This is a genomic window from Archangium minus, from assembly GCF_044360475.1.
GTDB lineage: Bacteria > Myxococcota > Myxococcia > Myxococcales > Myxococcaceae > Archangium > Archangium minus.
The window spans coordinates 7,971,873-7,996,128 of record NZ_CP043494.1; the positions used below are offsets into that span (position 1 = coordinate 7,971,873).

Consider the following 24,256-nt stretch of genomic DNA (forward strand, 5'->3'; position numbering starts at 1 on the left):
GGCGGCCTTTCTCTTTGCGGGGGTCTTCCTCCCCCCCCTCCTCGCACGCGTCAGGACACGGCGATGGCGTCGATCTCCACATTGGAGCCACGGGGCAGCGCGGCCACCTGCACGGTGACGCGCGCGGGGGGCGCGCCGGTGAAGTAGCGGCCGTAGACCTCGTTCACCTTGGTGAAGTCGCCCAGGTCGGTGAGGAAGATGGTGCTGCGCACCACGTGGGAGAAGTCCAGGCCCGCGGCCTTCAGCACCGCACTCAGGTTCTTCATCACCTGCTCGGCCTGGTCGATGACGTCCCCCTCCACGATGTTCATCGTCTTCGGGTCGAGCGGAATCTGCCCGGAGAGGAAGGTCATCTTCCCGGCGTCCACCTGCACCGCCTGCGAGTAGGGACCGATCGCCTTGGGCGCGTCGTCGGAGTGCACAATCTTGCGAGCCATGCGTTCACCTCCAAGGTGAGGCGGCCAGGAGCGGCCGCGCATCCGCGGCGGCTCTACCACCAGCCCGGCGAGCGGCCAACCCCCTGCCCTATGGCTTCGTCGCTGTGCGAACGGGGCACTGCACTGGCTTCGTCACAGACCCTCACCCCGACCCTCTCCCAGAGGGAGAGGGAGGAGGTGCACGGTTAGATGCGCTCGACGGAGTAGACGCCCGGGAGGCGCTCGATGGTGCGCATCAGATCGGTGAGCTGCTTGAGATCGGAGATGGTGACCTCGAAGGTGTTCACCGCGCGATCATCCCCCGTGGCCCGGCAGTTGGCCTGGGAGATGTTGACGCCCTTCTTGGAGAAGGTGTTGGAGATGTCCGCGAGCAGGCCCGTCCGGTCCGCTGTGAGCACGCGCAGCGTGACGGGACGCTTGAAGTCGCCGCGCACGTCCCACGACACGTCCACCCGACGCTCGGGATCCGTGGCCAGCGCCTTGTCGCAGCCCACCGTGTGCACCGTCACGCCCCGGCCTCGGGTGATGAAGCCCGCGATGGGGTCTCCCGGCACCGGGTTGCAACATCGACCGAAGCGCACCAACACGTCGTCCACGCCGCCGATCTGCACCCCGCTGCTGTTCTGCTTCCCCACCAGCTTCTTGGCGAAGTCGGTGACGCGAGACAGGCCCGGCAGCATGCTGCTGCTGGAAGAGGAGGCCTGGCTCTCCCCGGACGTCGCGGAGCCCTTGCTCTCTCCTGTCGAGGCCGCCAGCTTCTCCGGTGGAACCACGCGGGAGATCACCTGGTTGGGCACCACCTTGCCGTAGCCCAGGGCCACCAGCAGGTCGTCCTCCACTCGGTAGCCCAGCTCCTCGCAGGTCTTCTTCAGCTCGCCATTCTTCAGCAGCCGGTTGAAGTTGAGCTGGTAGCGCTTGAGCTCCCGCTCCAGCAGCTCGCGGCCCAGTTGAAGGCTCTTCTCGCGTTGCTGCTGCTTGATGAAGCCACGGATGCGCTGCTGGGCCCGGCTCGTCTTGACGAAGGTGAGCCAGTCCTTGGACGGGTGCGCCTGGGGGCTGGTGAGCACCTCCACCGTGTCCCCGTTCTTCAGCTTGTAGCGCAGCGGGACGATCTTCCCGTTCACCTTGGCGCCCACGCACCGGCCGCCCACGTCCGAGTGGATGGCGTAGGCGAAGTCCACCGGCGTCGCACCCCGCGGCAGGCTCCTCACGTCCCCCTTGGGGGTGAAGACGAAGACCTCGTCGGTGAAGAGGTCCACCTTCACCGTCTCCAGGAACTCCTTGGGGTCCTTGAGGTCCTGCTGCCACTCCATGAGCTGGCGCAGCCAGGCGAACTTCTCGTCGTCCTTGCTGACGCTGGGCGTCTTGCCCTCTTTGTACGCCCAGTGCGCCGCGATGCCTTCCTCGGCCACCTTGTGCATCTCCGGAGTGCGGATCTGCACCTCGATGCGCTCGCCCAGCGGACCAATCACCGTCGTATGCAGCGACTGGTACATGTTGGGCTTGGGGATGGCGATGAAGTCCTTGAAGCGTCCCGGCACCGGCTTCCACAGCTGGTGCACCAGGCCCAGCGCCTCGTAGCAGCTAGGCACCGAGGACATGATGATGCGGAAGGCGATGATGTCGTGGATCTGCTCGAACTCGATCCCCTGCGACTTCATCTTCTTGTAGATGCTGTAGACGTGCTTGAAGCGGCCGCTGACGTCGCCCTTCAGGCCACGATCCTCCAGCTTGTTCTGGATGAGCGTGCTGACATCCTCGATGTACTTCTCCCGCTCCTTCTTGCGCTTGTTGAGCTTGTCCTGGAGCGCGAAGAAGTCCTGGGGCTTCACGTAGCGGAAGGACAAGTCCTCCAGCTCGGTCTTGATCCAGCTGATGCCCAGGCGGTTGGCCAGCGGGGCGTAGATGTCCAGGGTCTCCTGGGCGATCCTCCGCTGCTTCTCCTCGGACATGTGGTCCAGGGTCCGCATGTTGTGGGTGCGGTCCGCTAGCTTCACCAGGATGACGCGGATGTCCTGCGCCATCGCGATGATCATCTTCCGGAAGTTCTCGGCCTGTTTCTCCTCTTGTGAGAGGGTGGCAGAGGCCGAGAACTTGGACAGCTTCGTCACGCCGTCCACCAACTGGGCGACCTCAGGGCCGAAGAGCTCGGTGAGCTCCTCGGCCGTGGCGAGCGTGTCCTCGATGGTGTCGTGGAGCAGGCCGGTGACGATGGACGCTTCGTCCAGCTTCAACTCGGCGAGGAGCCCAGCAACCTCGAGCGGATGGATGAGGTAGGGCTCACCCGACTTGCGTAGTTGGCCCTGGTGCACCTTGGCCGAGTAGACGTACGCCTTCTTGATGATGTCCAGATCGGGGTCCGGATGATAGGAGGCAACCCGCTGGAGGATGTCGTTGAGGCGAATCATCGAATCGTCAGCAATGCTAACTGCCGCCCTCAGGGGGGGCAATGTCAGGACCTTGGGATTTGCGCGAGATGCGCTTTCGTTGACCCCGTGTTGCGCCCACTTCTAGAGTCGATCTGCCCATGTCACAGCTCCTGCTGTCTGCTCTCGCCGTGGTGTGCCCGAACTGTGACGGCTACAATCCGCCCCGTGCGGAGGTGTGCGCGAGCTGCGGCACCTCGCTGAGCGAGGCGCCGGCCACGGCAAAGCCGCCACCTCACCGAGCCATGCCCGCCTCCTCCGTGGGCAAGCCAGTCTCGGGTGTATCCCGGGCCCCTTCAAGTGCCATCCGTTCGCCCGACGCCCCGCCCGGTCTGCGTCCGGCCGCGCGCACCCCGCCCCCCGTCGGCGGAGCCGGAGGCATCCCCCTGGCTGCGCGTCCCGCGCCAGGTGTGGCCGCCCCCCGTGGCCCGGCGGCCCCCCTGCCCCTGACGCGCCCCGCTGGAGCGCCACACCCGGCGGTGCCACCATCGTTGGCACCCAAACCAGCTGCCGCGCCCGTCTCAGGAGCTCGTCCCGCCCCGGCCGCCTCGCGCTTTGGTTTGGCGGTCATCGCCGGCTCGGCCCGAGGCCAGCGCTTCAAGTTGCCCGTCACGGGCTGCACCGTGGGCCGCTCCCGCGGCGCCATCCTCTTCGCGGACGATCCGTTCGTCTCCGCCCAGCACGCCACCTTCCTCATCAAGGACAACGTGCTACATGTGCGCGATGAGTCCAGCGCCTCGGGCGTCTACGTCACCATCCCGGGTGCCGAGACGCTCCCGCCGCTCTCCTTCTTCAGTATCGGCCAGCGCCTCTTCCGCTTCCTTGGCAAGCTCGAGGCCCCGCCGCCCCTGGCTGGGCGTCCCACCGTCTACGGTGCGCCTGTGCCTCCCGGGCAAGGCGTGTTTGGCGTGGAGGAGGTGCTGGTAGGAGGCCGCAGTGGACGCACCGTCGTCACCTCCGCCCCGCTCCTGACGCTTGGACAGGCGAACTGCGACGTCTGCTTTCCTCAGGAGGAGGGGCTGGCCGGTCGCCACTGCGAGCTGAGCTTCACCCTCACCGGCGCCCAGCTGCGCGACCTCTCCGGAGGCCTCGGCACGTACGTGCGCATCACGCCCGGGGTGGACAGGCCGCTGCGCGCCGGAGACAGGGTGCGCCTGGGCCAGCATATCGTCCAAGTGGAGCTGGTGGGCTGAGGGAGCAAGCCGCCGGTTACCGGCCGCCAACGGCGGAGGCCAGTTGTGGCTCCCTGCGCAGCAGGGTGTCACGGGCCTTGGACTCCGGCAGGTCACGCAGGTGGCGCATCCACCAGCCGCGCGCCTCCTCGTGGTTGTCGAGCGCCCAGTACACCTCGCCGAGGATCAACGACAGCTCCGGCGAAGGCTCCAGGGAGAAGGCCGTGCCGAACTCCCGGGCGGCCAGCTCCAGGTTGCCGTTCTTGTAAGCGGCGTACCCCGCCAGCCGCCGCTGCAGCGCCTGCTTTGAATCGCGCTTCTTCGCCGGGACATCCTGCTCGTACAGCGGCGTGCCGGGTGAGGGCACGTTGGCGCCGGACTCCTGTCCCGGGATGGGCGCGTTCTTCGGAGGGACGAAGGGCTTCTCCTGGGTCTGGCTGCGCCAGCTCGTGTACAGCCAGTAGCCGACCAGGCCGAGCGTGAGGAGCGCCAGGGTCAGGACAAAGGCCTTGAGGAAGCCGAAGCCGCCACCGGTGTCGGTCACGGCGGAGACCATCGCCTCGGTCTTGCTGCCAGGCAGGGACGCATTGACGTGGGTCGCCGGCGCCCGGTCAACGGCGATGGTGCGCTCGGTCGTGACGCGCTCGGTTGGCGCGGGCCGCACGACGACGAGCGGCTGGGGCTGTGAGCGCTCTCCACGCTCGCGATCGGGTGGCCGACTCGGAGGAGGCGCGAGCTGCGTGCGCTCCTGCGCGGAGCGGGCCATGCTGGCTCCCGGATGCATCCGCTCGGGCATGGCACGCACGGTGGCGTCGGACTCACCCCCCCAGCCCGGATCGGTGACCTCCGTGTGCAGCCCGCTGGAAGGGGGCGTGGCCTTGCGCGGCAGCGGCGCGAGCACCGCCGCTCCCTGCTGGCGGCGACCGGGAGCAGGCGCATGGGCGCGGCGCTCGCGCTCCTTGTCCACGGCGAGCAGCTCGGCCTGGAAGGCCTCCGCGTCCTGAGGCCGATCATCCGGGCTCTTGGAGAGGGCCCGCATGATGAGCCGCTCCATGGCCGGGGAGATGCGGATCTCCGGGCGCTTGCGGGACGGAGGAAGGGGCTCCTCCGTGAGGTGCTTGGTGGCGTAGCCCACCGCGGAGTCGGACTCGAAGGGCAGCCGGCCGGTAATGAGCTGGTAGAGGATGACGCCCACGGCGTACAGGTCCGAGCGGTGGTCCAGCGTCGCGCCACGCGCCTGCTCGGGAGACATGTACTCGGGGGTGCCGCAGACGAAGCCAGTGCGCGTGAGAGCCGGCCCTTCTCCGTCGCCGTCCTGGAACTTGGCGATGCCGAAGTCGAGCACCTTCACGAAGTCCGGATCGTTGCGGCGCTGCTCCACCATGATGTTCTCGGGCTTGAGATCCCGGTGGATGACGCCCGCGTTGTGCGCGTCGTAGAGGGCGGAGAGCACCTGGCTGACGATGCGGATGATGCGCTGCTCGGGGAGCGGGCCGTCCTTGCTCAGGACGGTGTGCAGATCCTGCCCCGGGACGAACTCCATCGCGATGAAGAGGGCCCCGTCCTCGGTCTGGCCGAAGTCGAGGATGCTGATGGAGTTGGGGTGGTTGAGGCGACTGGCGGCCTTGGCCTCGCGCTTGAAGCGGGCCACGGTGCGATCATCCCCGAGCAACGAATGGCGCAACACCTTGAGCACCACCAGCTTGTCGAGCGCCACCTGGCGGGCACGGTACACCTTGCCCATGCCGCCCTCACCGATGAGGGCCTCCACTTGGTACTTCTTGGCGATGGTGCGGCCGATGTACTCGTCCGCCTCCCCGCGCGCGAGCGTGGCGCCGCAGGAGAGACACAACTTGGAGACATCACCGGCGTCAGCGCCGCAGCTGGGGCAATGCAAGGAGAGTTTCCCTGAAGCAGGGGTCGGGGTGTTGGGGCCCGAACTTCCCACGAGCGTCGGGTTGCCCGCAAGGTGGACGGCCACTGTACGGGGATTGTTCGCCGCCCGAGCAACCCCCGGCTGGGCTTGATATGTACACCCGCCCGCCATGGTCTACTGCCCCCGCTGCGACGCCGACAACCCCGACTCCGCCTCCACCTGCCACGCCTGTGGCTCGTCCATCCGCTCCAGCACGATGGTGATGGCCTCGCCGAAACCGGCGGCCCGGCCCCAGGTGGCCCTGCGCGTCGTGCGGGCGGACGGCGGCCCGGAGTCCGTGGTGCGGATGACCAAGGACACGCTCACCTGCGGCCCCCAGGGCGACCTGCCGCTGGCGGACGACCCCTTCATCATGCCCGTGCAGGCCCGCTTCTTCTTCTCGGGAGGGCGGCTGGCCGTGGAGGACGTGGGCGGCGCCAATGGCGTCTTCGTGCGCCTGCGCCAGGAGCGGGAGCTGCCCGTGGGCGGCGAGCTGCGCCTGGGCCGGCAGCGCCTGGTGCTCGAGCCCATTCCCGCAGCAGCCGTGGGCCCGGGCGGAGCCCATATCTGGGGCTCGAATGACCCGGGCTACCGGCTGCGGCTGGTGCAGATTCTGGAGGGGGGTATCCGAGGTGCCGCCTTCCCGCTCAAGGAAGGGGAGAACCACCTGGGGCGCGAGCAGGGAGACATCACCTTCGCCACCGATGGCTTCGTCTCGGGGCGTCACGCGCTGTTGCTGGTGAAGCAGGACAGGTTGCGAGTGAAGGACGTTGGCTCTTCCAACGGCACCTTCATCCGACTGACCGGTCCGGTGTTCGTGGACAACGGGGACCACTTCCTCATTGGCCGCCAGCTGCTCCGGGTGGAGATCCAACTGGCGGCCTGAGGGGAGCAGGGGATCTCACGCGGGCCCGTACGCGAGAAACCCCCCTGCCCTCCTACGAGCTACCCGTAGGACTTCTCCTTCTTCTCCTGCTCTTCCTTGCAGCGGATGCACAGCGTCGTCACCGGCCGCGCCTCCAGCCGCTTGGGAGAGATCTCCTCCTCGCAGCGTTCGCAGATGCCGAAGGTGCCGTCCTCGATACGAGCAAGGGCACGTTCGATCTTCTGAAGCAGGAACTTCTCCCGGTCCCGCAGACGGAACACCATCGACTGGGCATACTCAGAAGAGGCCTGGTCGATCTCGTCGGGGAGATCGTCGGTGTCGAAGCTCGCTTCTTCCACCAGGGTCTTCTTGGCGCTCTCCAGCAGGCTCGTCTTGCTGTCCTCGAGCATCTTCTTGTAACGCTTGAGATCTTTCTGGTTCACAGCCTTAGGCTCCCGTGCATCGGGGAAAATGGGCCCTGGTGCCTCAAAAAAAATGGCCGGAAAGCTTTATTCACGTGCGGTCTGATGTCAAGGAGACCCTGACCAACAACCCATAACAGGCGGCGCGTCCGTAGCCCATGAGCGATACCTCGAAATTCGACCGGGAGTTCCTGCGAGCCGCTCTCTCGCTCGCTGGAAAAGGGGACGTAGACCACTTCCTCTACATCAGCGACGTGCCCATCGCGCCCGAGGACCTGCGCCGGCAGCAGGCGAAGCGCAAGCTCGTCTACGCAGTAACCGCACCCCGGATGGCGGAGGAGCTGCTGTCGAAGAAGCAACGGGCGCTGGTGATTCCCGCCTACGACTATTCGCGCACCGAGCGAGTAAAGGTGGCGCTCGTGTCCGCCCTGTCCCAGGGAGCGTTCAAGGAGGGGGACCTGGTGCTGTGCATGACGGGCAAGCTCGGCCGTTCCCCGGACACGCTGATGCAGATGCGCATCGGCGGCTCGCTCGACGACCGACTGACGATTGAGGGCGTGAAGCTGGGGGACGAGTTCAACTCGCAGGTGGTGGACGCGCTCATCCAGCTGGCGCTGCAGGTCGGCCAGGAAGGCTTCGAGGGTCACCCCATCGGGACGATCATCACGATCGGCGATCACACGAGCGTGATGGAGAAGAGCCGGCAGATGACGATCAACCCGTTCCAGGGGCTCTCGGAGGCCGAGCGGAACGTGTTGGATCCGAAGATCCGCGAGGCCATCAAGAACTTCTCGGTGCTGGACGGCGCCTTCGTCATCCGCGAGGACGGCGTGGTGCTGGCGGCGGGACGCTACCTGTCGGCCTCGGATGAGACGGTGAAGATTCCACTGGGGCTGGGAGCGCGACACGCGGCGGCGGCGAGCATCACGTCGACGACGAAGTGCATCGCGCTCGTGGTGAGCCAGACATCGGGAGCGGTGAGGCTCTTCAAGGGCGGCAACATCGTGCTGGAGCTGCACCAGACGGCGCGCCGCACGTAGCGCGGTGCGTCTTCACGCGACGGAGAGCCGCGTGAGCGCCTCGCGCAGGCGCTCGGGCATCGCCACCGCCTTGCGCGACTGGCGGTCCACGAAGACGTGCACGAAGTACCCGTGGGCCGAGGCCTGCTCCTCACCTTCCTTGAAGATTCCGATTCCGTACGTCACCGAGCGGTTGCCGAGCTTGTCCACGCGCAGGCCCGCGCGGAGGCGGTCGGGGTACGCGAGCGGAGCGCGGTAGGCGCACCGCGACTCCACGACGAGGCCGATGACGGGACTCGTGAGGATGTCCAGGCCTCCCTCGTGGATGAGGTAGTGGTTCGCGACCGTGTCGAAGTAGCTGTAGTAGGTGACGTTGTTGATGTGCCCGTAGACGTCGTTGTCCATCCAGCGGGTGGTGATGGGCACGAAGTAACGGTAGCGGTCTGCGGTCTCGGCTTCGGTCATGGGGGGGTTGCCTCCGCTTCGATTACCAGTAGCTCAGCGCCTGGCGGAACAGCTCGGTGAGGACGGGCCGGGTCATCTCACGCGGAGCGTTCTGCAGCAGGCGCTGCTGCGGGAAGGCACCTTCCGTGAGGGCCGCCACGTCCGCTTCGCCGTAACCCACGCCCCCCAGGCCATTGGGGATACCCACCGCGCGCATGATCTGGATGAGCTTGCCCGCGAGCACCTCGCCAGAGTCCGAGGGGGTGGCGCCACGCACATCCGCGCCCAGCCACTGTGCGGCCTCCAGGTGGCGCTCGGGGCTCACCTGCGCGGTGTAGCGGAACACGGCCGGGGCATTCACGATGACGGCCATGCCGTGGGGCACCAGGGGTTCGTCCTGCGGATAGCCCGAGGGACGGAAGTCGCGCACCAGACCCGCTACGGCGTAGGCCATGCCATGCGGTGCGTGCACCCCGGCGTTTCCGAAGGCGATACCCGCCAGCGTGGAGGCCCACATCAGCTGCTCGCGGGCCTCATGGTCCTCCGCGTCCTTCACCCCGCGCTCCAGGTAGAGCCCCATCAAGCGCAGCGCTTCGCGACAGCCAAGGTCGCTCCACGGGTTGGCGCCTTGGCTCATGGGCCGCAAGCTCGGACGCTGCGGTGCGGGACGGCGTACGTACGGCCGCGCCGTATAGGACTCGAGCGCATGCGACAACACGTCCAGCCCGCTGGCGGCGACCACTTCACCGGGCAGGGTCGCGGTGCAATCCGGGTCGATGAGGGCCTCGGTAGGCCGCAGCGCTGGCGAGGCGATGCCGGTCTTCGCCCCCATCGACAACAGGTCGAAGATGGTGATGCCGGTGACCTCGCTGCCCGTGCCCGAGGTGGTGGGACAGGCGATGTGCGGCTTGAGCGGGCCGGGCACTGCACGGCCCTCGCCCACCGGCGCGTTGACGTAGGCCAGGAAGTCCGCCGGATGGGTGGCGTAGAGGTTGGCCGCCTTGCAGGTATCGATGACCGAGCCGCCTCCTAGGGAGATGTAGCCATCCGGCCGAGCCTCCGAGGCGAAACGCGCCGCATCCAGGAACGACTGGTCCGTGGGCTCCACGTGCACATCGGTGTAGACGACTACGTCCAGTCCAGCGGCACTCAAGGAGCGGTGCACCTTCTGGAAGTGCGGCAGCCGGGCCATGCGCGCGTCCGAGAACAGGGCCACGCGCTTCATCCCGAGTGCCCTGGCGCGATCACCCACCTCCGCCAGGCAGCCGCGGCCGAAGGTGATACGTGAGGTGTCCACGGTGAAGGCGTTGTCGCAGCCTTCACCAACGTGCTGGTAGTAGTGGCAGCAGCCCATTGCTTCCCTCCTAACCGTTGGTGCTCAAGCTCCGCGCTCTTCCCGGTAGATGTCCGCGAGCGCATGAGCCCGTTCGATCTCATCACGCGCGGCATCCACGGCCAGCACTTTCTCGAAGCGCTCCACCTGCTCGCGCAGGGCGCCCGTGACGAGCCCCCCCACGGCAAGCCGAGCCGAGGCACTCTCCCGCTCGGTGCGCAGCTCGGCCACCCGGTTGCCGAGATCCGCGGCAGCCTCCAGCAGCAGCTTGCCGTCCTGCTCCGCGCGGTTGAGCGACTCGCGCGTGGTGTTCAGCAGGGCCTCGGTCTGGGCGCGATCCCGCTCGAGCGTCTGGGCGATCTTCGTATCCCCCTGCTCGTCCGCGACGGCCCGCCGCTGGGAGATGTCCTCCAGCCGCTTGAGGTACCGCTCCTGTGAGCGGGTCAGGTCTCCCTTGAGCGCCAGCAGCGTGGCCGCGGACTTGCGGACCTCGGCCGCCTGGCGCTCCAGGTCCTCGATCAGCTGATCGAAGGCCGCGAGCGGATCCGTCGGCAGCTGGGGCTTCTTGGGTGTCTTCTTCTTGCGCAACCAGTCGAAGAGCATGGCCGGAGTCAGCCTACTCGAACGGACGGCACAAGAGGCGCACGCGAGCGAGGCGCTCGTGCACCTGTGAACCTCCGACGGCCAGCGCGGAGAGGTAGCGCGCAGGAGTGAGCTGGTACACCCCAAGCAGGTGCTGCAGGAGGTTGATGCCCTCGGTGGCACGGCGGTCGGCGGAGGCGAGCGCGGCGGACTCCACGATGGCATCGAGGATGTCGGCCACGCGGGCAATCACCTCGGGACCAGGCGCCTCCCCCGCAAGAGGCTGGGCTCCCACCTGCTCCGGGTCCGGGAAGAGGGCATCGAAGGAGGCCTCGGACGTCACGGGCGCGCGAGAGACCTCCGTACGTCCGGTGGCCATGGCCTCGAGCGCTTCGAGGTGGGGGGTAAGCGCCTCGATCACCTCAGGGGTGACGGGCACATCATGAGGAAGGAGGGTGCGCCAGGGGCTGTCGAACTCGGTCTTCGCCCACTGAATCTCCTGGTCGGAGAGATGGTGGTAGAAGGCACGGCCACCGCGGGCTCGCTGCTCCATGACGAGCGACTTGAGGTCCGGGTTCTCCTCGCCGAGCGAGATGAAGCTGAGCGAGATGTCCAGCGCGTCCACGGGCGCACGGGTGCGGCGGATGAGCTCCAGGTCAACGCGGTCCTCGCCGTCGGTGATGAGCACCACGGTGGCCCGAGCGAGGTAGGGATCCTTGCCCCGCGCAGCGCGAATGGAGTCGAAGGCGGACATAAGCGCCAGGGAGATGTCCGTCTGGCCCTCGGCGGGCGAGTCGCGGAAGAGCTTCTCGATTTGCCGAGTGGCCTCGCGGGCCGTGTCCACACGGGCAAGCTCCGTGGGGGCGTCGTTGAAGAAGGAGAAGTAGAGCGGATCGAAGGGCACGCCCTGGCGCGCCTTGACGCGGAGGTTGTTGAGCTCGGCGATGATGATGGCGTCGCGGAAGCGCGCCCGAGAGCCGTGCATGGAGCCCGAGGCGTCACAGACGTACACGCGCACAGCGGTGCGCTTCATCTTCTTGGGCTGGGGAGGGGGCTCATCCTCCAGGTAGGCGCGCACCGTCTGGCTGTGGGCGGCCAGGTCGTAGACGAGCAGCCGTGGATCCGAGATGACGAAGTTGTGCACGTCGTGCAAACCGCCCGTGCGCTCGAACGTCATGTTCTGCGTGGGGTACGGCACCCGCCGTGGCACGGGGCGCACCTTCCGGGTGTTCACCTCGACGATCTCCTCGGTGAGCGAGTCCTCCACGTCAAAGTAGCGGGCGCAGCCAGCCGCCAGCTCGAACGCGGAGAGCTGCTCGGGCCGCAGCGAGAAGGCCAGATCCGCGAGGAGGTCATCCGCGCTGGAGACCTTGGGCGCTTGCCGGAGCGCATTCGGGCCCTCTAACGCGGGGGGCGCCTCGCCAAACCAGCGGGTCAGGTCATCGCGCTCGGCGGACTCCAGCATGGCCCGCATCGGCTCGCGGGAAGGCATCATCGGCTCGAGCGCCGCACGGGCCGCCGCCGCCAACCGGGGATCATTCGCCTCGAGGGCACGCTCGTAGAGCCCCCGGAGCGAGCGCCAGGCCATGTGCGGATCCCTGCTCGCGGTGCGTCGCACCTCCTTCACCAGCGCATCCAGCGAGCGCGTCGCCGGCTGCTCCCGGACACGCTCACGCGCCTGGGCCACCTCGCTGCGCAGGGCCACTCCGCGGTCACGGTCGTGCTCCATGCCGATGCGCAGGAGGAGCTCATGGGCGATGTCCAGGTCCCTCCGCTTCTGGACCAGGTCTTCCACATTGGTGCGCGCCCGCTCGGCGAGGAACTCGGCCACGGCCATGCGGGCCTTGCTCGGGGCTCCGCGCTCGTTCCAGAGGGGACCGGGCCGTGAGAAGATCTCGAACTCGCCCTCCGCCTCCCGAGGCGGGGGCGTGGGGGACATGAAGAGGTCCGCCACCCGCAGTACCCGCGCGAGCCGCACGAAGCCCCGCTCCAGCGCCGTGCGCGCCCCTGGAGGCATCCGGCCTACCCGGAGCATCTTCTCCACGGCCTCCAGCGTCCGCTCGAACTCCTCCAGTGCCTCGCCAGCCCGGGTCTTCAACCCCGTGGCCAGCTCGCCCACCCTGCCCTTCTTCACACCGAGTTCGAGCAACAAGCGGGCGTCCGCGAGCGTGTGCACCCCCACCCGCTCCAGCGCCTTGTCGAGCGCCGTCACGGTGGGCAGGGACAGGTCCACCTCGGCCGGGGCGGTGAGCCCAAGCCACCAACCCCGCAGACCCTCGGACTGGGACGGACTCCCCTGGAGCGCGTCCAACCGAAGCCGCAGGCGTGAGAGCCGCGAGCCGAGCACGCGTCAGCTCCTCCTCACAACGAGGCCCGCAGCTCCAGCAGCTGCTTGCTGAAACGGGTGAAGTCGTCGTCGATGCCGCGCAGCACGCTTTCCAACTTGCGCGCGCTGTCACCCAGCTCCCCAGGGATGGCGATCAGCACGCCGAGCAGGCCCTTGATGCGCACCAGCTCGCCTTCCTTGAGCGCGAGCAGCGGGAAGCGGCTCTTCACCAGGCGATCGAAGACTTGATCCGCAGAGGCACGGTTCTGGACGGACTGGGGGGCCGGCAGCGCGTTGATGAGCTGTGAGAGCCAGTTGCGCAGGTACTTGAGGCGCGTCTGCACGAAGGACAGCTCCACCCGGGCCACCGCATCGCGGATGTTGTCGGAGAGGAAGGACGTTTCGGAGGCCGGTCGCGCGAAGGCCAGCTGTCCGTCCAGCCCGAGCAGCGCCGAGTACTCACCGTCCCGGACCTGCGCGGAGAAGTCACCCCGATAGAAGGTGTAGGCCTCGCCATTGACGGCGGCATGAGGGGCCGGCGGAGGGCTCGCCACCTCGCGGCCCATGCTCCGCACGTACTCGCGCAGGCGCGTCTCGAGGATCTCCCGGCATTCGACGAACACGGGCTCCGGAGCCAGACCCTCGCGCCGCAGGTTCTCCGCCACCGACTGCACCGTGCGCGAGAACTGGTCAATGCGCTCAAAGGGCGTGGTGGACAGCACATCCCGCGCGTAGGCGAACCCGAGCGGCTGCAACAGCTCCTGCTTGAGGCCGCGCTGCGCAGGGTCCAGCTTGCACAGGGCCGTCTCAAGCTGGGTGAGCCGGCGCGAGTCCGCCGCGAGCGCATCCAGCGGATCTCTCCGACCACGCGACGCAGGGAAGACGTTCGTCGCGCGCTGGCGGAGGGCGGCCAGGGCACGTCGCCGCGCCTCGGACTCCGCGGCTCGTAGGCGCACCACCGCGCCCGAGCTGCCCTCGGCGAGCAACACCAGGAGCTCGCCCACCCGGCTCAACTCCTCAGAGAGGTTGTCCGCCAGCCCGACGAGCGTCTCCAGTACCACCGCCTCGTCGAAGGCGAGGCTCTCGGCGTTGAGCGCCATCAGCTCGAGGGCCTGCAGGACGAAGCGGGCCACCGACTCACACAGGGCCGGCAGCCTCTGACGCAGCTCCGGCACCTGACGGCACAGGTCCACCGTCTCCACGAGCGCGGAGAACACGGCCACGCCCGCCCGAGGCTCGGTGCCCTCAACAGGCCCGCGTGCCATGCGCTGCTCCACCGTCGCGATCAGCCCGCGCGCGGCCCCCAGCAGAGCCACCCGGTTGTCCGGATGTCGAGGCCCCGGGACGAGCTTGATGCGCAGGCGCTGCGCCGTGGTGGAGACGATGCCGGGCTGGAAGGTGCGAGCCAGCGCCTCCACAGCTTTGAGATCCTCGGCCGCACCGAGCGACGACGCCTCACGCTCCACGCCCGTGCCCAGCTCCGCGCGCACCTTGGTCAGCGCGGCGTCAAAGGCCTTCTGCTCGATGCGAACGATCTCCAGCTGCGCGCGCTCGCGGGGATCCACCGCCACCTTGAGGAGCGCCTCGGACTCTTCCGCCGGAGGTCCGCCGAGCAGGAAGAACCAGCGCAGCGCATCCAGGTCCTCCACGGTGGCCTCAAGCGACCGGTCCGGGCGGCGGTAGAGCTGATCCCTCACCACCGCGGCCTTGAGCGCCCACAGCGCCTTCACCACGGAGCGCTGGGAGAAGTACTTGGTGGGCACGTAGTCAGGCAGCTTGGACACCTGGGCCGTGAGCGCGCGCTCCAGCTCGTCGGCGAGCATCTCGATGGCCTCGAGCAGGTGGCTGGAGACGGTCACTCGCTCCACCGCCTCCTGGAGCACGTCCAGTTGCTGCAGGGTGAGGGTGGCGCGCAGATCCGGCCGGATGCCATGCGCGAAGCGGTGCAGCATGGCCGCGCGGCTGGGACGCCGGGCGAAGGACTTGGGCACGAAGGAGATGAAGCTGAGCCGGTCCGCGAAGGCCAGGAGCAGCTCCGGCGAGCGCGCCAGCACCTCGGAGAGGTAGCGGTTGCTCGTCATGATGGCGCACTCGATGCGTCCGCTCGTCACCCGGCGCCCGTGCTTGAGCTCGCGCTCGTGCAGGACGTTGAGGATGGAGCGCAGGAGCATGTCGCGCCCGTCGAAGACCTCGTCGAGGAAGGCGTGGGTGGCACCCAGCATGCCGTCCTCGGTGATGTACTCGGTGCGTCCCGTCTCGGTGAGCACCTTGAAGTCCACTGGGCCGATGAGGTCCGTCTGCACGGTGGACTCAGCGATCTGCTTAGCGAAGAGCGAGGGCTGCCCCGTCTTCTCGTCCAGAATGCGTCCCAGCACCGCGGAGGCGATGGCGCTCTTGGCCGTCCCCGGCGGCCCCACCACAAGCACGTGCTCCCGGCAGAGCAGCGCCAGCTCTATCTGGGTGAGGAGCGTCTCACGCTCGAGGTAGGCCTCGCGCAGCTCCTGGAAGAAGTGGCGAAAGGCCTGCGCGGCCTGGGGGTAGACGGGCGTGGGCGAATGGATCACGGGGTTCGGCCTGGGAACAAGGGCGCCTACATCGTAGCCCTAAAACAGAAGGGCCGGACACCCCCTCTCAGGAGCGCCGGCCCTTGCTCTTCCTGGGTTTCAACCCGGAGTATCAGCGACCCTCACCCCGACCCTCTCCCGAGGGGAGAGGGAGGAGGGGCACCCACTACGACTGGCGGAACTCGGCGTCCACCACATCGTCCTTCGGCTTGGCCGAGCTGCCCGGAGCCGCACCCGCGTCGGCGCCCGGAGGCGGAGCACCCGCACCAGGAGCGCCGCCCGTGGCCTTGTACATCTCCTCGGCCACCTTGTAGCTGGCCTGCTGCAGCCGATCCAACGCGCCCTTGATGGCGTCCTTGTCCTGGCCCTCGCGCACCTCGTTGACGGCCTTGATGGCCGACTCGAGCGTCGACACCGCGTCCGCCGAGAGCTTCTCGCGGTTCTCCTTCACCATCTTCTCCGCGGCGTACACCTGGGCCTCGGCCTGGTTCTTCACCTCCACCAGCTCGCGGCGAGCCTTGTCCGCGGCCTCGTTCTCCTTGGCCGCGTTCACCATCTTCTCGACCTCATCCTTGGCCAGACCGGACGAGTGGGTGATGGTGACCTTCTGCTCCTTGCCCGTCGCCTTGTCCTTGGCGCTGACGTTGAGGATGCCGTTGGCGTCGATGTCCAGCGTCACCTCGATCTGCGGCACGCCGCGCGGCGCCGGAGGAATCCCCGTCAGGTGGAAGCGGCCGAGGCTCCGGTTGTCACCGGCCATCTCGCGCTCACCCTGCAGGATGTGGATCTCCACCTGCGTCTGGCCATCCGCCGCCGTGGAGAACGTCTCCGACTTGCGGGTGGGGATGGTGGTGTTGCGCTCGATGAGCTTCGTCATCACGCCGCCCAGCGTCTCCACGCCCAGCGACAGCGGGGTGACGTCCAGCAGCAGGATGTCCTTCACCTCGCCCGCGAGCACGCCGGCCTGCACCGCCGCGCCCACCGCCACCACCTCGTCCGGATTCACCGAGCGGTTCGGCTCCTTGCCGAACAGCCGCTTCACCGCCTCCTGCACCTTCGGGATGCGCGTGGAGCCACCCACGAGCACGACCTCGTTGAGATCCTTGAGGTCCACGCCCGAGTCCTTCAGGCACTTGCGGCACGGCTCCAGCGAGCGCTCGACGAGGCTGTCGATCATCGCCTCGAACTTGGCCCGCGTCAGCCGGACGTTGAGGTGCTTCGGACCGGAGGCATCCGCCGTGAGGAACGGCAGGTTGATCTCCGTCTCCATCGTGCTGGACAGCTCGATCTTGGCCTTCTCCGCCGCCTCCTTCAGGCGCTGGAGCACCATCTTGTCCTTGGAGACGTCGATGCCGTTGTCCTTCTTGAACTCGGCGATCAGCCAGTCCATGAGCGTGTGGTCGATGTTGTCGCCGCCCAGGTGGGTGTCACCGTTGGTCGCGAGCACCTCGACCACGTTCTCGCCCACCTCCAGGATGGAGATGTCGAACGTACCGCCGCCGAAGTCGTAGACGGCGATCTTCTCGTCCTTCTTCTTGTCCAGGCCGTACGCCAGCGCCGCCGCGGTCGGCTCGTTCACGATGCGCCGCACGGTGAGGCCGGCGATCTCACCCGCGTCCTTGGTCGCCTGGCGCTGGGCGTCGTTGAAGTAGGCCGGAACGGTGATGACCGCCTCAGTGACCTTCTCGCCCAGATAGTTCTCGGCGGCGCGCTTCAGCTTGAGCAGCACCTGCGCGGAGATCTCCGGCGCGCTGTACTGCTTGCCATCGAGCTCCACGCGCGCGTCGCCATGGGGGCCGCGCACCACCTTATAGGGGACGAGCTTCGCCTCCTCGGTGGTCTCCTCGTACCGCCGGCCCATGAAGCGCTTGATGGAGTAGATGGTCCGCTCGGGGTTGGTGATGGCCTGACGCTTGGCCACCTGCCCCACAAGCCGCTCCCCATCCTTCGCGAACGCGACGACCGAGGGCGTGGTGCGGCTCCCCTCCTCATTGGTGAGAACCTTGGGCTCGCGACCCTCCATGATCGCCACCACGCTGTTGGTGGTGCCCAGGTCGATGCCGATAATCTTGCCCACGGTGTGTAACCTCCCGGAATAACTGCGGAAAATACCGCGAAACCCTCGAGTACTTCCGATGTGTGACCAACGTAACCACCCACCCGGGGGTGTCAAACCGCCGAAAGCTGCGTCACGGATGTGCCACTCCGATGCAACCGGTGCGTAACGCGCTCTCCACCTCCGCCACCCGCCGGTAGCAACCGGCCAGCCATCCGAGCAGTTCCCGACACGCCAACCCCTTGGAATTGTTAATGTAGGAGGAGATAACGCCACGCGTCAGCCATTGGCTGGGAAAGTGCACTGGAGGGCATCACGCCGCCGCGAGGTGGCGACGCCCCTACCCCCCCTTGGAGGCAACTCCCATGCTGGTACAGCCACTTCGGTCCGTGGATCCGCGCCAGATTCCGTCCGTCACCGGTGCTCCCGAGCACAAGGTCGCGGTGCTGCTGAACGCCAACGCCCGCAAAGTGGACGCACGGGTGGTGAAGTCCCTGTCGCACCTGGTGCCTGAGCAGGATCTGTTTCTGTCGCGCTCGGAGCTGGACTGTCGACGCATCGTCCAGACGGTGCTCGAGCGCAACTACCCGATGGTGTTCACGGGTGGCGGAGACGGCACGTTCCAGTGCTTCGTGAACGAGGTGTTCCGCCAGTTGGATCCGCGAGGCCGTTTCGCCGGCAGGCGCCCGCCGCGCTTCGGCGTGTTGAAGCTGGGCACGGGCAATGGCCTGGCCACGTTCGTGAACGCGGGCAGTGGCTCTGACGGCATCCTCCAGGACGTGGTGCGGGCACGCGCGGGCGAGGTCCCGAGCTACCGGCGGATGGATCTCCTGCTGGTGGACGGTCAGCGCACGCCGTTCGCGGGCCTGGGCGTGGATGGGAAGCTGCTCAACGACTACATCTGGGTGAAGAGCAACCTGGGCCGTGGCTTCTTCAAGAAGATGCTGTCGGGCCCGGGCGGCTACTTCTCGGCGGTGGCCTTCAAGACGGCGCCGCACTACCTGACGAATTCGACGTGGGTGGAGTGCGAGATCACCAACGGCCAGGCCGGAGAGGCCTACCGGGTGGGGCCGGATGGCAACCCGGTGGGCGCGCCCATCGCCCCGGGACAGACGATCTTCAAGGGTGAGCTGATGATGGCGGCGGCGGCGACGATGCCCTTCTACGGGTACGGCTTCCGGATGTTCCCGTTCGCGGGGGAGCGCCGGGGGATGATGCAGCTGCGCCTGGGCCAGCTTCAGGCCACCAGCATCCTGGCGAACCTGCCGAAGCTGTGGGCGGGCCGCTGGTTCCCCGAGGGCATCCAGGACTTCTACGCGAGCGAGGTGAACATCCGCTTCACCAAGCCCATGCCCTTCCAGGTGGGTGGGGACGCGGCCGGCTACCGCGACCAGGTGACGCTGAGCGTGGCACCCGAGCCGGTGGAGCTGCTGGACTTCCACGGCGCGGTGAACTGAGCCGCCTGCCGGCCCTCTTCCTCGGGGAGAGGGCCGAAGAACATCCGCCCGACTACCCGCGATCGCGCGAGGCCGGAGGCTTCTCACCGGGCTCGCGGCGACGGCCCACGGCGAACGCGTAGCTCGCAGTCGCCTTGCCGCTCTCGCGATGCAGGGCCATCTCCTCGCGCAACCACCGGGCCTGCTCGGGCGGAGCCTTCGCAAGCGAGGGCTCTATCTCCCGGTAGAACGCATCCAGCTCGGCGTCCTGCAGGGACTCGACGGACTCCGGCTCGAAGCCGGCCAGCGACAACATCTGGAGCAGCTCGCGCGGCAACACCAACGGAGCACCCAGGCGACGCTCCCAGAACTCGAGCACCGCACGAGGCGTCACCCGGCCCACGCGCACCGGGTAGGTGATGCCCAGCCGGCCCCGGTGGGCCAGCAGCGGCCGGAGGGTCCCCAGCGCATCGGGCAGGGACATCAGCACCCGACCCTGGCAGAGGATGGCGTCGAACTCCCCCTCGCGGAAGGCAGGCCGGCCGAAGTCCACACGCCGCACCTCGACGCGTCCATCCAGGGCGAGCGAACGCACCCGATCTCTCATGCTCACGAGCACCGCATCGTCCGAGTCCGCGGCCACCACCGAGCAGCCGAACTCCTGGGCGAGCACCACGCTGGCCGGGCCGGAGAGACCGCAGCCGAGCTCCAGCACACGCCCTCCTTCTTCCAGCTGCGCCACCTTCGCGAAGCGCCGGGTCGCAGACTCGGAGCAGAAGGGGCGCCGAGCATCACCAGGGAAGTAGAGCGGGAAAGGCTCAGCCGGGCTCATGAGAAGCCCGTTGTACACCGCTGGAACAGAATCGCCAATTCCCCCCCACCCGCCCGGCACACCAGTGAAACAGGCCGCCTTTAAAGGTAGTAGACGACCCGCTGCTCCTGCCGCAGCCGGGTATAGATGGAGCGGCGGTGCTCCTCGGACAGCAGGTACACGGACACGCTCACCGAGACGTAGGTGCCCTTGCTGCTGGGCTGCTCCCGGATGGAATCCGGGGAGATCTCCGTGCCCATGAGCAACCGGAAGAGGCTGCGCACGTACTCGACGAAGTCCGGCGCCTGCCTCCCCATCACCTTGAAGGTGTAGACGGTGGGGTACTCGATGAGCGGCTTCTCCTGCCCGTCGCCCGCTTGCTGGATCTGACCGTCGCCCTTCATGACTGCTTCCTCGTTCAGCGCAGGGGGCTAGAGGAGGTTGGCCGCGAGCTCGGCCAGGGCGCTGCGCTCGCCCTTGGCCATGGTGATGTGACCCGCGATCTTCTCGTTCTTGAACCGGTTGACCACGTGAACGAGTCCGTTGCTGGTCGCGTCCACATAGGGGTTGTCTATCTGGAACGGGTCCCCGGTGAGAATGATTTTCGTGTTGTCGCCCACACGGGTGATGATCGTCTTCACCTCATGGGGGGTGAGGTTCTGCGCCTCGTCGATGATGATGTACTGGTTGGGGATGCTGCGCCCGCGGATGTAGGTGAGCGCCTCGATCTCCATCAGCCCCAGGTCGATGAGCTCGTGGTAGCCCCGGCCGGCCTTCTTGTCGGCCCGGCTGAGGTTCATCAGGAACTCCACGTTGTCGAAGATGGGCTGCATCCAGGGGTTCATCTTCTCTTCCAAGGTGCCCGGCAGGTAGCCAATGTCCCGGCCGAGCGGGAAGACCGGTCGGCTGACGAGCAGCTTCTGGTACACGCTCTCCTCGGTCACCTTGTGGAGCCCCGCGGCGATCGCCAGCAGCGTCTTGCCCGTGCCCGCCTTGCCCACGATGGTGACGAGCTTGATCTCGTCGTTCATGAGCAGATCCAGCGCGAAGCTCTGCTCCATGTTGCGCGGACGGATGCCCCAGACGCCCTCACTCTTCATGCCGCGCAGCAGCGGCACCACCCGGCCCCGGGCGGCGTTGAAGCGGCCCATGGCGGTGTGTGACGGGTTCGTCTCGTCCTTGAGCAGCACGAACTGGTGCGGCGAGAGCGAGTCCTGCCCGGAGATCTCCACCTCGGCCCCGGGCTTGTACATCTGGTCGACCATCTCGCGGGGAACCAGGCGCTCGGTGAAGCCCGTGTAAAGCTCGGTGATCTCCACCCGCTCGGCGTCGTAGTCCTCGGCGATGAGGCCCAGCGCGTCCGCGCGGATGCGCAGGTTGGTGTCCTTGGTGATGAAGACCGCCGGGGACTGGGGCTCGCGCTCCATCAGATCGATGGCCACCGAGAGGATGCGGTTGTCCATCAGGTTGCTGTCCGCCACGGAGAGCGGCAGGTTCCTCTCGGAGAAGCACACCCGGAGCACCCCGCCATGCGGCAGGCGCACTCCGTCCTTCAACGACCCCTCCTCGCGGAAGGAGTCCAGGTAGCGCGCAACCAGGCGCGCATTACGTCCCAGCTCGGAGAGATCGCGCTTGAACTGATCGATCTCCTCGATGACGTAGATGGGGATGATGACGTTATGTTCCTTGAAGCTGTAGATGGAGCGGGGGTCGTGAAGGAGGACGTTGGTGTCGAGGATGAAGTTCTTTCGCATCGTGTGGAGCGCGACCTCGTGTGGGTGCGACCGCTGGAACCGACCGTGCGACGGGACTCCGACTGACGGACCGCTTCTGCGTCTGACTGCCTGACTGCACCACCAATATAGGTCCGACCTCCCACGCAAGCAGCCCTCCGGGGCCACTTGAGGAGGCCTACCTCGGATCAACGCACACGCTAACCACCAGAGTCCCGAGAGGCGCCTGGACGCGGGATCACTGGATCCGGCCCTTTATGACCCCTCGAGGCCCCCGAGTGTCACCCCGCCAACAACTCCAGGACAGCGAGGGGGGAGCGGGACCCAGGGTGTACTTGTCGCTACACGTAGCGGATCTGGACGAGGGTGTACTCGATCTCCCCCCGGGGGCGGATGACCTCGACGGTGTCCCCGACCTTCTTGCGCAGCAGGGCGCGCGCGATGGGTGACTCCACGCTGATGCGGCCCCCCGCGGTGTCGATCTCGTCCGAGCCGACGATCTGGTAGGTGACCCGGGCGCCGTCCTCGTCCTCGAGCATCACGGTGGCGCCGAAGTAGACGCGCTCGGTATCGGTCTGCTCCGAGGGCTCGACGATGGTGGCCGTGTCCAGGCGCTTCTGGAGGAAACGGATGCGCCGGTCGATCTCCCGGAGACGCTTCTTGCCGTAGATGTACTCGGCGTTCTCGGAGCGGTCGCCCTGGGCGGCGGCGGCGGAGACCTCGGCGGTGACCTTGGGCCGCTCCTCGTTGAGCAGGCGCAGCAACTCCTTGTGCATGCGCTCGGCCCCTGTTCGGGTGAGGTAGCGCCGGTGGCCGGAGGACTTCTCCTCCTCCTCTTCCTCCCCTCCCTCCAACTCCAGCTCGTCGTTCTCCTCAGGGGCTTCCTGGGAATTCCGGGTGTCTCGACGCATGGATTCTGTATAGCGCCTCTTGGGAGCCAGGACAGGAAGGAGCCACGGGGGGATGGGACGTTTGAACGGTAGGTGTCAGGTGACAGGGGGCACGATCGCCAGTAGAAGTCCGGAACAAGTGCTGGTAGAGAGCGCTCGAACGCCGGGGGGTTGCGGATTCCGGCGGGCCGCCCAAAAAAGAATAGTGCGAGTCGCTAGCTCAGCTGGTAGAGCACCGGCCTTTTAAGCCGAGGGTCGGGGGTTCGAGCCCCCCGCGACTCACAGAAGTAGAAGTCCCCGTCGTCTAGAGGCCCAGGACGCTGGCCTTTCAAGCCGGTAACACGGGTTCGAATCCCGTCGGGGACACTTCAATCGGGGCCGGAAGCCGCTGGAATCTTAGCGGCTTCCGGCCCCGGTGCTTTTCAAGGCTCCTTCGCGTCTCCAAAATGTCTCCAAGCTGGAGACGCATCCTGACCCTGCTCCAGCATCTGGATGGCGCGGTGCTTCTCCCCTTCCCCAGGTGCATGTACTGCATCGTGGTGCGGAGGCTGCGGTGGCCTGCCAGCTCCTTGGGCGAGAGAGGTGGCACGCCCCGCATGGCGAGGTGGCTACAGAAGGTGTGACGGAGGATGTGGAGCGCCCCGTCACCTTCAGCCCGGCCCGCTTCTGTGCTGCGGACATCCAGCTCCGCACCGTCTGATGGGACACCGGAGTCCCATCTTCGCGGTAGAGCACCCGCTCACCTCGAAGGTGACGGGCACGCACGAGCGCCGATGCCAGGGCGCGTGTCAGCGGCAGCTCGCGGGGCCGCCCGCCCTTGGGAAGATTGACGTGCCCCTTCCAGTCCGAGCGCTGCACCTTGAGGAGCCCGCGCTTGAGGTCCACGTCGCTCCACTCCAGCGCGATCATCTCCCCCATGCGCAGGCCCGCGTCACCGCCGAGCAGCACCACGAGTTGCGGCGCCGGACCAAGCTTCTCGGCGGCTTGCACCAGCCGCTCGCAGTCCTCCACCGCGTAGAAATCGACGGGGCCTTCCGCCCCCTTGAGGTGCTCGACCTCCACGGGCATCCGGTCGATGACCATCCACCTTCACGCTGCGCTCCTGAAGGGCAGCCTTGAGCTTCTGCACGTCCTCGTCCGTGAGGGCGTCCAGCCGCTTCTTCCCGAACCGGGGCAGCAGGTGGTTGCGGAAGTGGGACTCCTTGCTGTCCACCCCGGATGGCTTCTGCCGGTTGGCCTTCGCGTAGCCCTCGCTGAACCGGGGGAAGAACTCCTCCGCCGTGGAGACCTCCCGCTTCGTCTTCACCACCTCCTTGACCTGCTTGCCGCGAGCGAGCAGCTCGGACTGCCGCTGCTCACCCCACGCCTTTGCGCCCGACTTGGAGCCCACCGACGCCTTCACGCGCTCGCGGTACAGCTCGCCATCGGGCCACTAAGCCAACCGAACCAAGTTCGGTCAGGGGGTGCAGCCGCTGAGGCCGAGAAATCAGGCCCTGGCGCTAGGTCCCCCTGAACGGAATTACTTCGCTTGGCTTAGAAGCTCGCTCCCGCGAAACCGCAGCGAGCGGCCCACGTCCCCGTGAAGCCCTGCCAGCTCCTCACGCACCAAGGCGCGGATGAGGTCACTGGGGCGGCGTGCACGCCCTGCCCCGGAGCCGATGACTCCGGCGGCTGAAGCCGCAGCGTCTTGTCCTGTATACTGCGGAGCCAATGTGCGATGAAGCCGTCATGACGTGGGAGCAAGATGGAGCGCGCGTGTGCGCCTCAGGTTTCTCCATGGGCAGTGGAAGGCAGCCCTCCCGGCGCCCAGCGATGCGCGGAGCGA

General features: G+C 67.3%; 20 protein-coding genes, 2 tRNA genes and 1 pseudogene. 6 read left to right on the forward strand and 17 right to left on the reverse strand.

Features of this window, described 5'->3' with window-relative positions; translation table 11 throughout:
- Window positions 1–50: 50 nt before the first annotated feature.
- Together F0U60_RS32300 and F0U60_RS32305 are read right to left on the reverse strand one after the other, a co-directional pair.
- Window positions 51–437, reverse strand: a complete 387-nt coding sequence (locus tag F0U60_RS32300) for a RidA family protein (RefSeq protein ID WP_395805633.1) — start codon at window positions 435–437, stop codon at window positions 51–53.
- Between the two features lie 185 nt (window positions 438–622).
- Window positions 623–2,845 (reverse strand): RelA/SpoT family protein, encoded by a 2,223-nt coding sequence (locus tag F0U60_RS32305; protein ID WP_395805635.1) that lies wholly within the window; start codon window positions 2,843–2,845, stop codon window positions 623–625.
- 578 nt (window positions 2,846–3,423) lie between these two features.
- On the opposite strand from F0U60_RS32305, the gene F0U60_RS32310 reads away from it, so the two are divergent.
- The gene (locus F0U60_RS32310) at window positions 3,424–4,056 is read left to right on the forward strand and encodes an FHA domain-containing protein (RefSeq protein WP_395805637.1); all 633 of its coding nucleotides are present in this window, start codon (window positions 3,424–3,426) and stop codon (window positions 4,054–4,056) included.
- Window positions 4,057–4,072: 16 nt separating this feature from the next.
- Here the strand turns inward: F0U60_RS32310 and F0U60_RS32315 are convergent, their stop codons facing one another.
- Window positions 4,073–5,887 carry a protein kinase gene (locus tag F0U60_RS32315; protein ID WP_395825552.1) on the reverse strand — a complete coding sequence of 605 codons (1,815 nt, stop codon included), beginning with the start codon at window positions 5,885–5,887 and terminating at the stop codon, window positions 4,073–4,075.
- Between the two features lie 193 nt (window positions 5,888–6,080).
- On the opposite strand from F0U60_RS32315, the gene F0U60_RS32320 reads away from it, so the two are divergent.
- The gene (locus F0U60_RS32320; RefSeq protein ID WP_395805639.1) at window positions 6,081–6,836 is read left to right on the forward strand and encodes an FHA domain-containing protein; all 756 of its coding nucleotides are present in this window, start codon (window positions 6,081–6,083) and stop codon (window positions 6,834–6,836) included.
- Window positions 6,837–6,895: 59 nt separating this feature from the next.
- Here F0U60_RS32320 and F0U60_RS32325 read toward each other — a convergent pair whose 3' ends face one another.
- Window positions 6,896–7,258: a TraR/DksA family transcriptional regulator gene (locus F0U60_RS32325; RefSeq protein ID WP_395805641.1), complete on the reverse strand. Its 363-nt coding sequence runs from the start codon at window positions 7,256–7,258 to the stop codon at window positions 6,896–6,898.
- Between the two features lie 137 nt (window positions 7,259–7,395).
- Here F0U60_RS32325 and F0U60_RS32330 point away from each other — a divergent pair, with 137 nt between their 5' ends.
- A complete protein-coding gene (locus tag F0U60_RS32330; protein WP_395805643.1) occupies window positions 7,396–8,277 on the forward strand; it encodes a DNA integrity scanning protein DisA nucleotide-binding domain protein in 882 nt (293 codons plus the stop codon).
- 12 nt (window positions 8,278–8,289) lie between these two features.
- Here the strand turns inward: F0U60_RS32330 and F0U60_RS32335 are convergent, their stop codons facing one another.
- From F0U60_RS32335 to dnaK, 6 genes are all read right to left on the reverse strand, one after another.
- Window positions 8,290–8,721 carry an acyl-CoA thioesterase gene (locus F0U60_RS32335; protein WP_395805645.1) on the reverse strand — a complete coding sequence of 144 codons (432 nt, stop codon included), beginning with the start codon at window positions 8,719–8,721 and terminating at the stop codon, window positions 8,290–8,292.
- A 22-nt stretch (window positions 8,722–8,743) separates the two neighbouring features.
- Window positions 8,744–10,054, reverse strand: a complete 1,311-nt coding sequence (locus tag F0U60_RS32340; protein ID WP_395805647.1) for a hydroxyacid-oxoacid transhydrogenase — start codon at window positions 10,052–10,054, stop codon at window positions 8,744–8,746.
- A gap of 24 nt (window positions 10,055–10,078) precedes the next feature.
- Window positions 10,079–10,636 carry a PspA/IM30 family protein gene (locus tag F0U60_RS32345; RefSeq protein WP_395805649.1) on the reverse strand — a complete coding sequence of 186 codons (558 nt, stop codon included), beginning with the start codon at window positions 10,634–10,636 and terminating at the stop codon, window positions 10,079–10,081.
- A 13-nt stretch (window positions 10,637–10,649) separates the two neighbouring features.
- Window positions 10,650–12,962 carry a VWA domain-containing protein gene (locus F0U60_RS32350; RefSeq protein WP_395805651.1) on the reverse strand — a complete coding sequence of 771 codons (2,313 nt, stop codon included), beginning with the start codon at window positions 12,960–12,962 and terminating at the stop codon, window positions 10,650–10,652.
- Between the two features lie 14 nt (window positions 12,963–12,976).
- Window positions 12,977–15,502 carry an AAA family ATPase gene (locus tag F0U60_RS32355; RefSeq protein ID WP_395825555.1) on the reverse strand — a complete coding sequence of 842 codons (2,526 nt, stop codon included), beginning with the start codon at window positions 15,500–15,502 and terminating at the stop codon, window positions 12,977–12,979.
- A gap of 169 nt (window positions 15,503–15,671) precedes the next feature.
- Entirely contained in the window at window positions 15,672–17,582 is a 1,911-nt protein-coding gene (gene dnaK / locus F0U60_RS32360; RefSeq protein WP_395805653.1) for a molecular chaperone DnaK, read from the reverse strand.
- Window positions 17,583–17,926: 344 nt separating this feature from the next.
- Between dnaK and F0U60_RS32365 the strand changes: the two genes are divergently transcribed.
- The gene (locus F0U60_RS32365) at window positions 17,927–19,018 is read left to right on the forward strand and encodes a diacylglycerol/lipid kinase family protein (RefSeq protein ID WP_395805655.1); all 1,092 of its coding nucleotides are present in this window, start codon (window positions 17,927–17,929) and stop codon (window positions 19,016–19,018) included.
- A 52-nt stretch (window positions 19,019–19,070) separates the two neighbouring features.
- Here the strand turns inward: F0U60_RS32365 and F0U60_RS32370 are convergent, their stop codons facing one another.
- From F0U60_RS32370 to greB, 4 genes are all read right to left on the reverse strand, one after another.
- Window positions 19,071–19,829 (reverse strand): SAM-dependent methyltransferase, encoded by a 759-nt coding sequence (locus F0U60_RS32370; RefSeq protein WP_395805657.1) that lies wholly within the window; start codon window positions 19,827–19,829, stop codon window positions 19,071–19,073.
- A gap of 80 nt (window positions 19,830–19,909) precedes the next feature.
- Window positions 19,910–20,212: a YbeD family protein gene (locus F0U60_RS32375; protein ID WP_395805659.1), complete on the reverse strand. Its 303-nt coding sequence runs from the start codon at window positions 20,210–20,212 to the stop codon at window positions 19,910–19,912.
- Window positions 20,213–20,239: 27 nt separating this feature from the next.
- Window positions 20,240–21,562 (reverse strand): PhoH family protein, encoded by a 1,323-nt coding sequence (locus F0U60_RS32380; RefSeq protein ID WP_395805661.1) that lies wholly within the window; start codon window positions 21,560–21,562, stop codon window positions 20,240–20,242.
- A gap of 320 nt (window positions 21,563–21,882) precedes the next feature.
- Entirely contained in the window at window positions 21,883–22,452 is a 570-nt protein-coding gene (greB, locus tag F0U60_RS32385) for a transcription elongation factor GreB (protein ID WP_395805663.1), read from the reverse strand.
- 188 nt (window positions 22,453–22,640) lie between these two features.
- Here greB and F0U60_RS32390 point away from each other — a divergent pair.
- Both F0U60_RS32390 and F0U60_RS32395 read left to right on the forward strand, forming a co-directional pair.
- Window positions 22,641–22,713, forward strand: a tRNA-Lys gene (locus tag F0U60_RS32390).
- A gap of 11 nt (window positions 22,714–22,724) precedes the next feature.
- A tRNA-Glu gene (locus F0U60_RS32395) sits at window positions 22,725–22,797 on the forward strand.
- Here F0U60_RS32395 and F0U60_RS32400 read toward each other — a convergent pair.
- The 3 genes and pseudogenes from F0U60_RS32400 to F0U60_RS32410 all read right to left on the reverse strand — a co-directional run bounded on the left by F0U60_RS32400 (window position 22,760) and on the right by F0U60_RS32410 (window position 23,821).
- On the reverse strand, window positions 22,760–23,116 hold the full coding sequence (locus tag F0U60_RS32400) for a tyrosine-type recombinase/integrase (protein ID WP_395825558.1): 357 nt from the start codon (window positions 23,114–23,116) through the stop codon (window positions 22,760–22,762). The genes F0U60_RS32395 and F0U60_RS32400 overlap by 38 nt on opposite strands.
- A 23-nt stretch (window positions 23,117–23,139) precedes the next feature.
- A pseudogene (locus tag F0U60_RS32405) lies at window positions 23,140–23,442 on the reverse strand (tyrosine-type recombinase/integrase); the annotation flags it as partial.
- The gene (locus F0U60_RS32410) at window positions 23,363–23,821 is read right to left on the reverse strand and encodes an N-terminal phage integrase SAM-like domain-containing protein (RefSeq protein ID WP_395805665.1); all 459 of its coding nucleotides are present in this window, start codon (window positions 23,819–23,821) and stop codon (window positions 23,363–23,365) included. The gene F0U60_RS32410 and the pseudogene F0U60_RS32405, both read right to left, overlap by 80 nt.
- Window positions 23,822–24,256: the final 435 nt, after the last annotated feature.